The 15,605-nt window shown below is 63.8% G+C and carries 15 protein-coding genes and 2 tRNA genes; 6 read left to right on the top strand and 11 right to left on the bottom strand.

Annotation, left to right across the window (positions count from 1 at the left end; all coding sequences use genetic code 11):
- Positions 1–15: 15 nt before the first annotated feature.
- A complete protein-coding gene (locus DVK01_RS04630; RefSeq protein ID WP_053967073.1) occupies positions 16–210 on the bottom strand; it encodes a cold-shock protein in 195 nt (64 codons plus the stop codon).
- 2 nt (positions 211–212) lie between these two features.
- A complete protein-coding gene (locus DVK01_RS04625; RefSeq protein WP_004515390.1) occupies positions 213–407 on the bottom strand; it encodes a cold-shock protein in 195 nt (64 codons plus the stop codon).
- Positions 408–630: 223 nt separating this feature from the next.
- Here DVK01_RS04625 and DVK01_RS04620 point away from each other — a divergent pair, with 223 nt between their 5' ends.
- Entirely contained in the window at positions 631–1,827 is a 1,197-nt protein-coding gene (locus DVK01_RS04620; RefSeq protein WP_230458903.1) for an ATP-binding protein, read from the top strand.
- Between the two features lie 52 nt (positions 1,828–1,879).
- The gene (locus DVK01_RS04615) at positions 1,880–2,404 is read left to right on the top strand and encodes a hypothetical protein (RefSeq protein WP_121535615.1); all 525 of its coding nucleotides are present in this window, start codon (positions 1,880–1,882) and stop codon (positions 2,402–2,404) included.
- On the opposite strand, the gene DVK01_RS04610 is transcribed toward DVK01_RS04615, so the two are convergent.
- Positions 2,396–5,461, bottom strand: coding sequence for an FAD-binding and (Fe-S)-binding domain-containing protein (locus DVK01_RS04610; protein ID WP_121535612.1), 3,066 nt, complete (start codon positions 5,459–5,461; stop codon positions 2,396–2,398). The genes DVK01_RS04615 and DVK01_RS04610 overlap by 9 nt on opposite strands.
- 220 nt (positions 5,462–5,681) lie before the next feature.
- Between DVK01_RS04610 and DVK01_RS04605 the strand changes: the two genes are divergently transcribed.
- Complete coding sequence (locus DVK01_RS04605) at positions 5,682–6,179, top strand: Hsp20/alpha crystallin family protein (protein WP_101351111.1); 498 nt, start codon at positions 5,682–5,684, stop codon at positions 6,177–6,179.
- Positions 6,180–6,309: 130 nt separating this feature from the next.
- Here the strand turns inward: DVK01_RS04605 and DVK01_RS04600 are convergent, their stop codons facing one another.
- The 4 genes from DVK01_RS04600 to DVK01_RS04585 all read right to left on the bottom strand — a co-directional run bounded on the left by DVK01_RS04600 (position 6,310) and on the right by DVK01_RS04585 (position 8,069).
- Positions 6,310–6,555, bottom strand: a complete 246-nt coding sequence (locus tag DVK01_RS04600) for a hypothetical protein (RefSeq protein WP_121511778.1) — start codon at positions 6,553–6,555, stop codon at positions 6,310–6,312.
- A 103-nt stretch (positions 6,556–6,658) separates the two neighbouring features.
- Positions 6,659–7,228: a hypothetical protein gene (locus DVK01_RS04595; protein ID WP_121535609.1), complete on the bottom strand. Its 570-nt coding sequence runs from the start codon at positions 7,226–7,228 to the stop codon at positions 6,659–6,661.
- A gap of 134 nt (positions 7,229–7,362) precedes the next feature.
- Positions 7,363–7,436, bottom strand: a tRNA-Phe gene (locus DVK01_RS04590).
- A gap of 559 nt (positions 7,437–7,995) precedes the next feature.
- A tRNA-Val gene (locus DVK01_RS04585) sits at positions 7,996–8,069 on the bottom strand.
- A 97-nt stretch (positions 8,070–8,166) separates the two neighbouring features.
- Here DVK01_RS04585 and DVK01_RS04580 point away from each other — a divergent pair.
- Positions 8,167–8,739, top strand: a complete 573-nt coding sequence (locus DVK01_RS04580) for a DUF192 domain-containing protein (protein WP_101351108.1) — start codon at positions 8,167–8,169, stop codon at positions 8,737–8,739.
- Between the two features lie 39 nt (positions 8,740–8,778).
- On the top strand, positions 8,779–10,698 hold the full coding sequence (locus tag DVK01_RS04575; protein ID WP_121511765.1) for an ABC transporter ATP-binding protein: 1,920 nt from the start codon (positions 8,779–8,781) through the stop codon (positions 10,696–10,698).
- Between the two features lie 245 nt (positions 10,699–10,943).
- Here the strand turns inward: DVK01_RS04575 and DVK01_RS04570 are convergent, their stop codons facing one another.
- Positions 10,944–11,375, bottom strand: a complete 432-nt coding sequence (locus tag DVK01_RS04570) for a hypothetical protein (protein WP_198560190.1) — start codon at positions 11,373–11,375, stop codon at positions 10,944–10,946.
- A 138-nt stretch (positions 11,376–11,513) separates the two neighbouring features.
- Here DVK01_RS04570 and DVK01_RS04565 point away from each other — a divergent pair, with 138 nt between their 5' ends.
- Positions 11,514–11,954, top strand: a complete 441-nt coding sequence (locus DVK01_RS04565) for a hypothetical protein (RefSeq protein ID WP_121535606.1) — start codon at positions 11,514–11,516, stop codon at positions 11,952–11,954.
- A gap of 5 nt (positions 11,955–11,959) precedes the next feature.
- Here the strand turns inward: DVK01_RS04565 and DVK01_RS04560 are convergent, their stop codons facing one another.
- The 3 genes from DVK01_RS04560 to coxB are packed head-to-tail and all read right to left on the bottom strand — an operon-like array spanning position 11,960 to position 15,587.
- On the bottom strand, positions 11,960–12,226 hold the full coding sequence (locus DVK01_RS04560) for a cytochrome C oxidase subunit IV family protein (protein WP_101351105.1): 267 nt from the start codon (positions 12,224–12,226) through the stop codon (positions 11,960–11,962).
- 2 nt (positions 12,227–12,228) lie between these two features.
- Positions 12,229–14,793 carry a cbb3-type cytochrome c oxidase subunit I gene (locus tag DVK01_RS04555; protein ID WP_121535603.1) on the bottom strand — a complete coding sequence of 855 codons (2,565 nt, stop codon included), beginning with the start codon at positions 14,791–14,793 and terminating at the stop codon, positions 12,229–12,231.
- Positions 14,790–15,587: a cytochrome c oxidase subunit II gene (gene coxB / locus DVK01_RS04550; protein WP_233562751.1), complete on the bottom strand. Its 798-nt coding sequence runs from the start codon at positions 15,585–15,587 to the stop codon at positions 14,790–14,792. Before coxB ends, DVK01_RS04555 begins: the two co-directional genes overlap by 4 nt.
- Positions 15,588–15,605 lie beyond the last annotated feature (18 nt).

The following is a 15,605-nucleotide window of genomic DNA, read 5'->3' as shown; positions in this document are numbered from 1 at the left end:
CAGACAGAACCGGTCTTACAGTCGCGTGAGGTTGGTCGCACGCGGACCCTTGTCCGCCTGCTCGATGTCGAACTCGACTTCCTGCCCCTCTTCGAGGTCAGGGCCGCCGACGTCTTCCATGTGGAAGAAGACGTCTTCGTCCGCATCGTCGGTCTCGATGAAGCCGTAGCCACCAGTGTCGTTGAAGAAGTCGACAGTGCCTGTCGCCATCGTTAGAGCCTCGTGACGTTGTTGGCGCGCGGACCCTTGTCCGCCTGCTCGATGTCGAATTCGAGCTCCTGTCCTTCCTCGAGGTCCGGGCCGCCGATGTCTTCCATGTGGAAGAAGACGTCCTCGTCCGCGTCCTCAGTATCGATGAAACCGTAACCGCCAGTGTCGTTGAAGAAATCAACCGTTCCTTTCGCCATTGCAACCATAGAGATGCCAGCACCACGGATAACAGTGTCGGTACGATACTCTGGTAGGAAACAGAGAAAACCGCCCGCAGTCTGGCGATTAGAGAGTGTGTAATACTGGCACACCACACGCGTCGGCTGATCTCCCGGCTGGCTGTCGACGCTTCGGCGTCGCGCTCGGTCCTATCATTTCACTAATCGAATGGAATTAGCCATTCGAGCACAAGTCGTAACTATGTACCGCGGTGTCCGGGCCCGCCTTGCGCCGTGGCTGCTCGCTGGCTTCGGTCTCGCTTTTACAGGTGTGGCCGTCGTCTGGCACCTCGGTATCGAGACACAGCGCATCGGACAGGTCGGTGGCCCCGTGCTTGCACTGGGCCTTGACGGACTACTGCCGCTGGTGCTGGTGTATGGCAGCTATCGCCTCGTCTCGTCGTCGACACCGGGTGAGCAGATCTGGACCGTTTTCGTCTGGAGCGTCGCTGGCAGTCTCGCAGTCGGGACGGTCATCGGTTTGAGCGTGTTTATCCGTATGATGGAGGGCCGAACGATCGCCGAACCGGTGTTCGTCACCCTGTTGGCGATGGAGACTGGCGCTGTCACGGGACTCATCGCGGGCACGCTCGCGGTCCGGGCCCGTCAGGATGCCAGCCGTGCGACCCGAACCGCGAACACGCTGTCGTTCGTCAACGACCTGCTCCGGCACGATATCGCGAACGGACTGGTCGTTATTGACGGCCGGGGGACAATCATCCGGCGCAACGCCGACTCGGAGACGATTCAAACGGCAGCGGACGCGATTCGTGAACAGGTAACCGAACTCGACAGCCTGGTCGACAACGCCGGGGCTGTCGTCGAGACCCTCGGTCCCGACCCGACCTTCGAACCGACTGACGTTGTCGGAATCGCCGAGGCGGTGATACAGCGAATCGAGCAAACACATCCCATCGCTATCGAGTTTCAAGCATCGGGCAGCGCGATGGCACGCACAAACGAGGCCGCCCGCCCGGTTCTCCGGAATCTCATAGAGAACGCTATCGAACACGGGACGCCAGCGGCCGAACTCTCCGCCGAGGGGACCGCGACGGACGGGGCAGCGCTACAGAGCGAGGCACCGCGAGCGGAGGCCGGCCAGTCGACTGGAGACGAGCGCGATCACCCGTCGGTGTTCGTCGCGATCCGCGAAACTGGCGATGTCGTCGAGATTCACGTGGTCGACGACGGCCCGGGGATTCCCGACGACCGGCGTGACAACATCTTCGACCCGCGAGCGGGCGACACGCACGGCGGTGGGCTCCATCTCGTCGAGACGCTCGTTACCAGCTTCGGCGGCGACATCTACCTCGCCGACTCCGCCAGCGAATTCGACACGGACTTCGCCGACACCGACCTCGACGGCGCGCACTTCGTTGTCGAACTCCCGCGAGCGTGACACAGTACCGCACGACCGACGTTTCTTGATTGTGGGGGGCACAGTGGGGGGTATGTTCCCTCGCTTGCGCGCACAGGGTCCGACCGTACTCATCCCGCTCGCGTGGCTGCTCGTAGGACTTGCGCATCTCGACGCGGTCACTGAGCGGACAGTGCTGGCGTTTCACGTCGTCGCCGCCGTCCTCATCGCTGCGTTCGTCGTTCTTTCGTGGGACGAGATGGTAACTGGCGTCCTCCGTATCTGGCGCGATATTCTGCTCGTTGGACTCCTGCTCACCGTCGGCGGCATCGTCGGTTTCCTCTACTCTCCGCTCCGGGTTCCGTTCCTGACGACGACACTACTGGGGTGGATGGCTGTTCCGGGCGTCGGCCTCTACTACACTGGGAAGCACGTTCCGGCAGGCCAGCGGGCGTACACGGCCGGCGCAGTGCTGAGTGTTCTCGGTGCGGCAGTGTACGCTGGCGCGCTGTTCCCGCCGGCGGAAACCGCGTTGCTCGCCGGCATCGGACTTGCGCTGGTCGGCCAGACGGTCGGCATCGTTCAGGCGGTGCGCCAGCCCGAGGAATCGTCAGGCTAGGGCTGCGTCGAGCTTCTCGACTGGATGCGGCGGCTCCCCGTCACTTTCTGCCCAGTCGTCCAGTTGCGTGCGACAGGACGCGCCGGGCGCGACCACGGTGTCACCGCAGCTGTCGCCTATCTGGTCGAACAGTATCGAGCCGATAGCTTTGCTCATCGAGAAGTGCTCGGTCTCGTAGCCGAAGGAGCCGGCCATGCCACAACAGCCAGAATCCAGCGGGTCCACGTCGTAGCCGGCCCGCCGGAGCACGCCGACGGCGTGGTGGTCCTTCTTCGTCGCCTTCTGGTGGCAGTGGCCGTGGTAGGTCAGCGTCTCGCGCCCAGCGTCCCAGTCGGCCCCCTCGTCCAGCCGGAAGGTGTCGAGGTACTCACAGACGCCGTACGCGTTTTCGGCGAGCACCTCCACGTCCTCCCCCGAGAGCAGGTCTAAATAGTCCGACTGGAACATCACGGCGTCGCTCGGTTCCACCAGCACCACGTCCCAACCCTCCTCGACTGCGGGAACGAGCGCGTCGACGTTGTCCCGCGCAGTGGCTCGGGACTGGTCCAGAAACCCCTTCGAGTGGGCCGGCCGGCCGCTGTCGGTTCGGTCAGCCAACTGGACGTGGACGCCCGCGGCTTCGAGCACGCGAACGGCGGCTTTCCCGACCTCGGGGTGGCTGTAGTTCGTGTACGTGTCGGGGAACAGCAAGGCTTGCCGCTCGGCATCGCCGGCCGGGACCTGCGGGCCGCGGTCGTCGAACCAGTCCTGTAGCGTCCTGCGCTGGAAGCTTGGAAGCGTCCGCTCGGGGGCGATGCCGACCGCCTTTTCGAGGACAGTGCGAGCGCCCGGCACCTTCGTCGCGAGGTTCGACAGCGGCGCGAACGTGCTTCCGAGTCCGGCAAGCGCATCGATGTTGGCGAACACCTTGTCCCGCAGGCTGGAGCCGTGTTTCTGGTGGTGGGCGTGGGTCACCTCGGCTTTGAGCTTCGCCATGTCGACCTCGCTCGGGCAGTCCTTCGCACACCCCTTGCAGCCGATACAGAGGTCGAGCACCTCGTGCATGAATTCCTCGTCGGTGGGATCGTCCGGGAGGTCGCCGCTCATCGCCTGCCGGAGCATGTTCGCCCGGCCCCGCGTCGCGGTAATCTCCTCCTCGGCGGCGCGGTAGGTCGGGCACATCACGCCCCCGGTGGTCTCCTGTGGCCCGCGACAGCCGCCACAGCCGTGACAGAGCTCCACCATCCCCTGCATCCCGTTGTCGTTGTCCCACTCCAGCGCGGGGTCGAACCCGGTCTCGAACTCGTAGGCCGGGTCGAATCGGAGGTGCTCGGTCATCTCGACCGTGCGCGCCCGCTCGGGCTTTGCGCCGGACTCGACAGCGGCGTCGTCGACGCCGACGACCTGGCCGGGGTTGAGCAGCCAGTCGGGGTCGAACGCGGACTTGACCTCCCGGAACGTCTCCCAGAGGTCCGGGCCGTAGAGCTTCTTGTTCCACTGCGTGCGGGCGCGGCCGTCGCCGTGCTCGCCCGAGACGCTCCCGCCGTATTTCACGACGAGGTCCGTCACCGCGTCGGCGATGGACTCCATCGTCTCGACGCCCTCGACTGTCTTGGTGTTGATGAGCGGGCGGATGTGGAGCACGCCGGGCCCGGCGTGGGCGTAGAAGGAGGCGAAGGTGTCGTGGGCCTCCAGAATCTCCTGGAAGTCGGCGACGTACTCGGGGAGGTTCTCGGGCGGGATGGCGGTGTCCTCGATGAACGAGCCGTGTTTCTCGTCGGTCGTCCGCGAGAGCAGGATGGGGAGGCCGGACTTGCGCATCTTCCAGAATTTCTCGCGTTTGGCCTCTTCGTGGGCCTCCATGGCGTCGAAGGCCCGCACCGGCGCGTCGACGACGGTCCGGCCCGCCGTCGGGTCGGCGTCGGGGGCGACGCCCTCGGTCCGGTCCGCGAGCAGGTCGGCGACCTTCCGGCGGCCGCTCTCCTCGTCGTCGGCGTAGAACTCCACGATGAGGACCGCCCGGGTCCCGTCGGGCAACATGCCGACCACGTCCTCGAACTCGGCGGTGTCGCGGGCCAGATCGATGAGCACGTCGTCGAGTACCTCGACGGCCGCCGGGTCGTGTTCGAGGATGTCCGAAACGTCTTCCATGGCCTCGATGAGTCCCTCGTAGGCGAGCAAGGCCATCGACTTGGTCTCGGGAATCGGCTCCAGGGACACCTCGGCCTCGGTGACGATGGCCAGCGTGCCCTCGCTGCCGGCCAGCAGCGAGGCGACGTTGACGGTCCCGTCCTCGGCGTCTTCGAGGACCCAGTCGAGGTTGTACCCCGAGACGTTGCGCTTCAGGTCCGGGTAGTGGCTCTCGATTTCCTCGCCCTCCTCGGCGAGTATCCGCTCTATTTCGGCGTAAATCCGGGCTTCGAGGTCGCCGTCTGGGTCCGCCCGGTCGCGGAGTTCTTCGCGGCTAATTTTGCCGAAAGTCGTGACAGTGCCGTCCGCGAGGACGACCTCGCACTCCTCGATGTAGGCGTCGGTCTTGCCGTACTGCAGGGAGTGCGCGCCGGTGGAGTTGTTGCCGATAGCGCCCCCGAGCACGCTCTTGTCGCCCCATGCGGGGTCTGGAGCGAACTTCAGCCCGTGGTCGGCCAGTTCCCCGTTCAGATCGCCGAGCTTGATGCCCGGCTGCGCTCGCGCCCGCCGGTCGTCCGGCCGCGTCTCGACGAGTTCGTTCATGTACCGCGAGAAATCCAGCACGACGGCCTCGTTGACGGTCTGGCCGGCGAGGCTCGTCCCGCCGCCCCGGGGAAGAACCGGAATCTCTCGCTGGGCACAGTAGGACATGACCGCGGCTACGTCCTCGGTCGAGCGCGGGTAGACGACGCCGATGGGCAGTACCTCGTAGAGGCTGGCGTCGGTCGCGTACAACTGCCGCGAGTACTCATCGAACCGGACCTCGCCGTCGATACGCGTCTGCAGGTCGTCTACGAGACCGGACCGGGCGACGGTGTCGTTCTGATAGTCGTAGTTCGATACCTCGTCGGCCGAAGGGTCCATCCGGGTGCCGGAATCGGTTGCCATGGTTTGTTTCGTATCCAGCCGCCCGGCCACCGACGGACCGGGTACTCGGCGGTTTGCTCTGGCTGTTCTAGCTGTACGCCTGTCAAAACAGTTCCGCTACGGCCCCCTCTCACGCACACCCGACCCGGTCGAGTGTCGATCCGTTACGGCGCTTCTATATTTCCGTGATAGCATGTGCTACGCAATTGTTAATATAACCACGAGCGTATATAATGTAATTATGACACACAAAGACGACCCCTTCGAGACAATGCTCCGACTCTTTGCACAGACACAACGGGAGATGATGGACGACAGTTTCGGCCGGTGGACAGGGGCCGATTCGGGACGCCGAACGGACAACAGTCCCGAGTACCGCACTGACCGACCGGTTAGCACACACTCGGACGACCACCGCCGACACGGCATCGACACGAACCTCCACGTCGACGAGACCGACGACGGATACGCCGTGATGGTCGACCTCCCGGGCTTCGAGCGGGACGACCTCGCCGTTCGTTTCGACGACGGCGTCCTCACAATCCAGGGTGAGAGCACGGTTGCTGAAGAGACCAGCGCCGGCGCTCGCCGACACAGCCGACGAGTCGCCGAGCGAGTCGCCGTTCCACAGCCGGTCTCAGACGATGCGATCACCGCCACCTACCACAACGGCGTTCTCGAAATAACGCTGCCACGCGCGGCTGACGCCGACGATTCGAACCGAATCGAAATCGAATAGGCCTTTTTCAACAACTCTCTGTCGATAGTAACTGAACGGGCAGTGATATCATCTTTAGTAACCTGTTATCCTGAGCCAGCGATTGTCAATTTGTCATGTGGTGGGCGAGCGCCCCGGATCCGTCGCGTGACTACAGATCGACCGTCACACGAAGTTCGCTGTCAGTTACCGTTCCGATGGCGTCAGCAGCGATCTCGATGTCGTCCTCGTCGGCGTCACCGAACCCGAGTCCCTGCACCCAAGCCTCGGTGAGGTCCGGGTCCGGTTCGACATACGCGACCTGCTCCTTCGGGTCAACCTCGGTTACGATGCCGATCTGTTCTCCCTGTGCGTCCATGAGAAACTTCCCTTCGTCTTCTGTCGATAGTACTGCCATTTCGTCTGACACCACTGGCCGGACCAAGTAATAAACGTCGGTCACGGCGGCACAGTCTCCGTCTCCTTTTGAGCCTGCTGTCAGCCGACATCCGCCCCTGCCGCTAATACCGCGAGAAGTTCTCGTCGGGGTAGACCCCTTCGTCGGTGATATCGACCACGTCCAGCGTCGCCAGCCGACTGAGGCGGTCTGCCGCGTCCCCTTCGTCGACGCCCAGTTCCACCGCCCGTGCCAGCACCCGGTCACGGGTGGGCACGGACTCGATGAAGCCGTCACTGTCTGTCTCTGTCTCCTCTGCGATGATCGCCTTCAGGATGGCCCCGTGTTCCCGCTTCGACGGTGTGATGCTGTCACCGGTCCAGTCCACACTCAGTGTCCCATCTTCGTTGACGTGGGAGACGACGAACCCGTCCGGCAGCGCTTCCGTCACCGCCGCCACCAGCGCCGCCCGGTCGAGGCGCGCCTCGAACCGGAAGCGCCTGCCGTCTCTGGACTGCCCAAGGCTCCCGACATTCGTACCCGCTTTTGCTATCGCCTCCGAAACCGCGTCAGCAAGCCGCTCCTGTACTCCCGCCGCGACGGCGCCCCGCTCCGCACTGAGGGCGGTGAGTTCGTCGGTCAGGGTCGCGTGGCGCTCCATCTGCTCATGTGCTGACTTTTCTGTCATACCCATGCTACTCGTCGCCACGAACGTACCTGTTCCGGCGGCTGTGTCGAGTCAACAGGGTAACGCGGTGGTCGCTACTTTGTCACTGCATTCAAATCCGCTTGTAAGCGTCTTCGCTGCTCGCTTTGTCCGTCGAGAAATGCCGCCTCCCGGATTTGAACCGGGGACAGCTCGATCTTCAGTCGAGTGCTCTCCCAGTCTGAGCTAAGGCGGCGTGCACTCCAAGCGATGACGAGGGTAGAAAAAAGCATTTCGAAAGCGGGCGCAGATTATGTGGTATCGACGAGTGGTTCGGCCGCCGATTACGGGAGAAACAGGTCCGCGCTGTCGAACGTCTCGCCACAGTCGTCACATTCGTACTCAGTACCATTGGTCGTTGAGACGTGCCCGCTACAGGCCGGACACGTCGAGCCGTCTATCATGCCACGCACTACCACTACTCCGGATATATGGGTTACGGGCGACTATCAATCGAGATAGAGGGCCTGATATTGGGAGTTGGCGGCTGCGCGTGGGCGCTTGCCCCGCTGGAGTTCAAACTGAGGCCGAAAGCGGCGAGGCGTAGCTGGCTCTACCACAACTGAGCTTGGAATTGAATGCCCCAAGGAACCCAGTTGTTCCGGGGCGTCCTCGTGAGCGAAGCGAACGAGGGCTCGGGAGAGTAGTGCCCTCTCGGTGGAGTCGAACCGACGGAAGACTCACTGCGTTGCGCGCGACTGGCAGGAATCGAATCCACTGAGACCGTCCGCTCCTCACGTCCGTTCGTCGCAGGATGGGTCCGGGCGGATTCGAACCACCGGCCTCGGCCTTGTAAAGGCCACGTCATAACCAACTAGACCACGGACCCGTACTCCACCGTTTTCCATCGGCAGGAATAACGCTTTCTCTCTCAGTCGACAGTGGGCACCGACAGTATTACCCACGGCCTGTCCCTCACACGGAGTATGCAGCGCCCTGCCGTGGTTGTCCTGGGAGCCGTCGGGCTTCTCGTCGCCGCCGCCGTGGTCCTCCAGACCGGGCTCTGGGTCGAGGTGCTGGGAACTGGCGAGTACGAGGAGGGGACAGTGACGGTTCGAGAGGGAGCGACGACGGCGACGACACCGACCGGGACGGACGCTTCGACGCCGGAGACGACCGTCGCGGTACGTGAAGACAACGCTGGGGAACCACTGGGCACGGTCGAGGTTCGCATCGCACAGACGTTCAATCAGCGCTATGTCGGACTGAGCGAGACCGAGTCACTCGGACCGGACGAGGGAATGCTGTTCGTCCACGAGTCCGAGGGGACACACACCTACGTCATGCGGAACATGTCGTTCCCGCTCGATATCATCTTCATCGACGCTAACGGCACTATCACAACGATCCACCACGCGCCGCTCCCGCCGGAGGGCGAACAGTACAGCGCGGAGTATCCGGGCTATGGGAAGTACGTCCTCGAAGTGAACCGCGGGTGGACAAACCGAACCGGCGTCGAGGTCGGCGACCGGGTCGACCTGCCGCCCGAAGCCACGTAGCCCGACGACCTTTTGCGGGTTCGGCCCCTGAATTCGATAATGGATTTCGACGCGGGTTCGGACGACGACGTGTTCGAGGACGCCAGGGAACGCGTCGACCGGCCGATGCTCAGACTGTTCACCGGCTACGGCCGGGGGCAGTTGGGGGCGTTCGTTGTCGGCCTCTGCAGTTCTATCGTGGCCCGGATGCTGGACCTGCTGCCGCCCATCCTCCTCGCGCTGGCTATCGACGCCATCTTCCTCCAAGAGACCGAGTACGGGCTCTTCCTGGTTCCCGACGCCTGGATTCCCAGCGGCCAGGGGCCGCAGTTGTGGCTCACGGCCGGCATCATCGCCGCCTCCTTTGGCCTCGGGGCCGTCTTCCACTGGAGTCGGAACTGGGGCTGGAACAAGTTCGCCCAGCACGTCCAACACGCCGTCCGCACCGACACCTACGAGACGATGCAGCGGCTGAACATGGACTTCTTCGCCGACAAGCAGACCGGCGAGATGATGTCGGTGTTGTCAAACGACGTGAACCGGCTGGAGAAGTTCCTCAACGACGGGCTCAACTCCGCCTCGCGGATGATAATCATGGTCGTCGGCATCGCCACGTACCTGTTCTATATGAACTGGCAGCTGGCGCTGGTCGCGTTGCTCCCGGTGCCGCTTATCGCGGTGTTCACCAAGCGGTTCATCGAGACTATCCAGCCCAAATACGCCGAGGTGCGGTCGACGGTCGGAAAGCTCAATTCCAGACTGGAAAACAACCTCAGCGGCATCCAGATAATCAAGACCGCCAACACCGAACCCTACGAGGCCGACCGCGTCGAGGACTCCTCGGCGGACTACCTCGACGCCAACTGGGACGCCATCGAGACGCGCATCACCTTCTTCCCCGGCCTCCGACTGGTCTCGGGCATCGGGTTCGTCGTCACGTTCGTCGTCGGCGGGCTGATGGTCACCGGGCAGGCACCCGGCCCGCTGACGGCGCCGCTCTCCCGCGGGCAGTTCGTCGCGTTCATCATTTACACCCAGCGGTTCGTCTGGCCGATGGCGCAGTTCGGACAGATTATCAACATGTACCAGCGGGCCTACGCCTCCGCCGAGCGCGTGTTCGGGCTGATGGACACGCCTGGCCGCCTCGAAGAGGCCGAAGACGCGCCGCCACTCGCCGTGACCGACGGGCGGGTAGAGTACGATGACGTGACCTTCGGCTACGACAGCGACGACCCGGTGCTCTCGGACGTCTCTTTCGAGGCCGAGGGCGGTGAGACGGTCGCGCTCGTCGGCCCGACCGGCGCGGGGAAATCCACCGTTCTGAAGCTCCTGCTCCGGATGTACGACGTGGACGAGGGCGCAGTCCGCATCGACGGGCAGAATGTGCAAGACGTGCAGATACAGAGCATCCGCCGTGCCATCGGCTACGTCAGCCAAGAAACGTTCCTGTTCTATGGCACGGTCCGCGAGAACATCGCCTACGGAAGCTTCGACGCCACCGACGAGGAGATCGTCGCTGCCGCGGAGGCCGCCGAGGCCGACCAGTTCGTTCGCAATCTCCCCGACGGCTACGACACGATGGTCGGCGAGCGCGGCGTCAAGCTCTCGGGCGGCCAGCGCCAGCGCATCGCCATCGCCCGGGCGATGCTGAAAGACCCCGAAATCCTCATTCTCGACGAGGCGACCAGCGACGTGGACACGGAGACGGAGATGCTCATCCAGCGGTCCCTCGACGACCTGACCGCCGACCGGACCACGTTTGCCATCGCTCACCGCCTCTCGACGGTGAAAGACGCCGACACGATTCTCGTCGTTGAGGACGGCCGCATCGTCGAACGGGGGAGCCATGATGAACTGCTTGCCGCCGACGGCCTCTACGCCAACCTCTGGGCAGTCCAGGCCGGCGAAATCGACGAACTTCCCGAAGACTTCGTCGAGCGGGCGATTCAGCGCCGGGCGCGGACGGATGCCGACGACTGAACCGGCGAGGACTCCTTGTCCGAGCCGTCAGTGGTCGGCATTAGCTGATGACTGAAGGGGGAGGACGCTATGTTCGAGCCGTTTGGCTCTGCTGACATCTTATTCTTCAGATGTGGCGCGGCCGACAGCTGGTCGCCGGAAATCAATGCCCCGAGGAATCAGAGTTCTCTTCTGTCACTCTGTCCTGTCGGTACTTGGCGGTGCTAGCTGACCCACACTCACAGACGACAGCACGCTCCCACAGCTCAGACAGTAGTTCTGCCGCGACCGTCGACTGACCCTCGCGTGACAAACAGATACGAGACGACGAACGAGACTGCAAACAGCGGCGGGAGAGTCAGGGTTTGCGTCATCGGATCTGGCGGCGTGACGAACGCCCCGACGATGAATGCGAGGAGAACAGCAAGCGAGTAAGCAGTAACTATCCGTTCGCGCCGGTCGGCTGGCTCCGAGCGCGACTCCCAGTCGTGTCGGACGTAGCGGACCCAAACGTAGTAGACCAGCCCAAAACCCGTATACAGGAACAGGAACGTCCAGAGAGTTGAGCCGTTACGTGCGCTGGCCTCTGCACGGGCCCAGTAGCCCAGTGCGATGAGATTTCCAACGTAGATGACGGTCGTAAGCGCCAGAGCAGCGCCGATTAAAGACTGTTCAACGGCGAACGGGGCGGATTGCACAGGTCGCAGTCGTTTTCAGATGCGTATAGGCTTTCGGTGAGAGACGCCTCGCTGGTTCAACAATTCAATAGCAAAGACGCCGATTTCTACCCGGCCGAACGCAAACGATTATTACGTGTCATATTGTAATATTATCACATGTCAACCACGTACCTCGCTAGCATGGGACTAATGGGCGCGTTCGTGGTGGCGGTGGTCGCATGGATCGTTCGCGGGCGTGGCTGGTACCAGTACAGTCCGGGAGCGTCGACGAGCGCCCGGTCCACAGCGGGCGAGCGCGAAGACCGCTTCGAGACGTATGCCGACCAGCCGATGGCCTGGGTAGGCGCGTTCGCGGTGCTGGTCGTCGGCCTTCTCGTCGGTGTCGTCGCCTCTATTTCCGGCCCCGTCGAGGTCCAGTCGATAGCGGGGCTGGCGGTCGCTATCGTCGGGGGTGCGGGCCTCTGTGGATACCTGCTGTTCGGCGTGTACCTCTCGGCGACGCGCCGTGGGCACCCCCGCTCGCTGGCGGTCGCCGAGTCTGCGACGGTCGCGGGCGTCCTCTTCCTCATCGCGGTCAGCTTCCAGCTACTGGCCTGACCCCTTCACAGTATCGAGTACGCCGCTGCACCGGTCAACGCGAGCGCAGCGACGGTGCCGCCGAGGACGAGGTACGTGACGGCCCGGGGTTCCCAGCGCAGGTGCTGGTAGTACGCGGCGACGCCGACGGCCTTGACGACCGACAGTACCATGATGAGCGCGAAGGCGACCCAATAGGCACTGTCGACGAGGCCGGCGAACTCAACGACAGCCTGCGCGGTCGCGAAGGCGAACAGTACGACGTATATGACGGTGTAGCCTTTCCAGTCCATGGTTATAGGATGTAAAACAGCGGGAACAGGAACAGCCAGACGATGTCGACGAAGTGCCAGTACAGCCCGAAGTACTCGATGGCCCTGTCGTCGCCCTGGTAGGCCCCGTTCCAGGCCCTGACGACCATGTACGCACAGATGATGAGCCCGATTGTGACGTGGGCTCCGTGCAGTCCAGTCGTCAGATAGAACGTCGACGACGCGATGTTCGTCGAGAGGGTCCACCCGTTCGGGAACGCTTCGCTGTGGATGTGGAACAGGTGCTGCCACTCCAGCCCCTTGTTGATGAGGAAGCCGACGCCCAGCGCGAACGTCCCGACGAGGGCGGCGACGGTCCCGCGCTTGCTCTCCCGCTCGGCGGCGACCATCGCCAGCACGACGAGGAAACTCGACGTGAGCAACAGGTACGTGTTGATGAGGCCGGGCATCGTCACGTGCTCGGCGGGGATGAGGTCGTGGTGCCAGGCCGTCCAGCCGTAGGCGACCCGGACGAAGGCGTAGGAGCCGATAAAGGCCCCGAAGAGGACGATGTCGCTCGCCAGGAACGTCCACATCCCGAGCTTCATCTTCTCGACTGACGAGAAGGGCCACCGTTCGGCGATGGCCATCTCCGGCGCGTGGAACGGCTCGCGGGTCATCCCGACGAGCGAGCCAAACGTCACGAGGCCGCCGATAGCTGCCATCGACAGGTACACCATGCTCCCCGTCCGCACGCCCGAGAGGCCGAGGAACGTGACGAACCCGCCGAGGCTGACGAGGAACGGCCAGAAGCTCGCGTGGCTGGCGTGTTCCTCGCCGCCGACCTCGTGGGTCGCCTCCATCGCCGTGGCCGTCACCGCGGCTCTGGCTGTCACCGCCCCGCCGTCCGTCGCGGTCCCGCCGTCGGTCGCTGCATGGCCATGCGCTGCGGCTCCGGGCGCGCGGTCGGTCCGCGCCGCCACCGTCTCGTCGTCGAGGAACTCCAGTTTCCCGGTGGCGTAGCTGGGGACGCCCGGGAAGTTCTCCAGCGGCGGCGGCGACGACACCGCCCACTCGGCGGAGGTGGCGTACTCCCAGGGGCTCGGGCCGGCGTCCTCGCCGCGCCAGAGACTCACGAAGAGGTTGTAGAACATGAGGAGGAAGCTCGCGCCCAGCACGAACCCGCCGACGGTCGCCATCGAGTGCCATATCTGCAGGCCCTCGGGGTAGACGAACACCCGCCGCGGAGTCTCCCAGGCGATGAACATCGGGAAGTACAGCAGATTGAACCCGAGGAAGTAGACGCCGAACTGTATCTTCCCCAGGCGCTCGTTGTACATCTTCCCGGTTATCTTCGGGTACCAGTAGTACAGGCCGCCAAAGAGGGCGGTCGCGCCCGCGACCATCACGTAGTGGAAGTGCGCGACGACCCAGTAGGTCCCGCGGAACTGGTAGTCCAGCACGATAGCCCCGAGGAAGACGCCCGTGATACCACCGATGATGAACAGGATGAGCGCGCCCAGCGAGAACAGGAACGGTGTCGTGAACCGGACCCGCCCCTTCGCCATCGTGTAGATGAGCGAGAACACCATCAGGTCGAACGGCAGGGAGATGCCGATGGTGGTCGCCATGAAGATGGTCTTGATGGGGAGGTTGATGCCGGTCAGGAACATGTGGTGCATCCAGACGACGAAACTCTGGATCGCCACCAGCACCATCGAGATGATGAACCACTTCCGGCCGACGAGTCGTCGGCCTGTGAAGGTCTGGAAGCACTCAGCCATCACGCCCAGCGCGGGGAAGAAGACGATGTACACCTCCGGATGGCCGAAGAACCAGAACAGGTGCGCCCACAAAAGCGACGCGCCGGGGTTGTCCGCGTCGGTCGCCATCGTCGTCCCGTCGATGGAGTACTGGAAGTAGGTCGTCCCGAGGATGTGGTCGGAGGCGAGAATCATCAGCGCGGCCAGCAGCGCCGCGAAGGCAAAGAGCATCATCCAGACGGTGAGGTTGATAGACAGCGAGAAGATGGGGATGTCCCGCATCCGCAGGCCCTCGGCGCGCATGCGGTACATCGTCGTCAGGAAGTTCACCGACCCCAGCGTCACGGCGGCGGTGAACATGATGAGCGCGAGCACGACCGAGGTCGCGCCAAGCCCCTCGCCGGGGATGTAGGCCGGCGTGTTCAGCGGGGCGTACATCGTCCACCCGCCCGCGAAGGTGGTCCCCTGGAAGAAGGAGACGCCCATCAGGATACCCGAGAACAGGTACAGCCAGTACGACAGAGCGTTCAGGCGTGGGAAGGCGAGGTCGTCCGCACCGATTTGCAGCGGGACGAGGTAGTTGGCGAACCCGAAGGCAAAGGGCGAGATGAACCAGAACACCATCAGCAGGCCGTGGGTCGACACCGCCTGATTGTACCCCATCGACCCCAGCAGGTCAGCACCCGAGGAAAGCAGTTCGAGGCGGAACAGCAGGGCCAACACCCCGCCGAAGACGAGGAAGAACAGCGCGGTGATGAGATACAGGACGCCGATGTCCTTGTGGTTGGTCGTGAGGAACCACCGGCTTACCGACGACTTGGGCGGGAGGCCGTGGTCGTGGCTCACGCGCCGACACCCCCCGCGGTCGCGTCGGGCGCAGTGCCCGCGGTCGGCGTTCCGAGGCTTGCCGACTCAGTCGTCCCGTTCGCCGCCTGGCCCCCGCTCTGTCCGGCAGTCCCGTTATACCAGTCCCCGTACTCGTCCTGGGGCATCACGACCACCTCCGCCGTCATCAGCGAGTGGCCGCTGCCACACAGTTCGTAGCACTTGGCGGTGTAGGTCCCCGTCTCGTTGGCCGTGAACCAGGCCGAGGTGTACTGGCCCGGCACGGCGTCGGTCTTGACCCGCACCGCCGGTATCCCGAAGTTGTGGAACACGTCCGTCGAGGTCACCCGTAACCTGACCACCCGGTCCTGTGGCACGTAGAGCGTGTTCGTCGTGTGCCCGTTCGGGTAGATGAAGTCCCAGCCGAAGCGGTACCCCTCCACGTCGATTTCCAGCGCCTCCTCCTGGGCCGGGTCGGGACCCTGCTCGATGTACAGCAGCTGCGAGTACGTCCAGGCGATGAGCGAGACGACGATGATGGCGCTGATGCTAAAGGAGTAAAACACCTTCCGACCGCCCGAACCCCCGGTCGGAAGCTCACCCATCTCGGGCCGCTCGACCTTGTCGGCGTACGGGTCCGTTCCGCTTCCGTCGTCGCGGTACTTGAGCGCGTGGTACATGGTATAAGCCACGACGACCACCCCGACAGCCGTCCCCAGTAGCAGGAACACCTCGAATATCTGGTCGAACACTGCGCTTGGTGCCCTGACGTCGCTACCGTGCAAGGGAAACACAATCGCGACAAGTGTTATCATGGGTCCCGGCATTATCTT

Origin of the sequence: Haloarcula sp. Atlit-120R (genome assembly GCF_003665885.1) — an archaeon.
Classification (GTDB): domain Archaea; phylum Halobacteriota; class Halobacteria; order Halobacteriales; family Haloarculaceae; genus Haloarcula; species Haloarcula taiwanensis.
The sequence above is the reverse complement of the archived record's forward strand: the minus strand, read 5'-3'. Positions and strand labels throughout refer to the sequence as shown.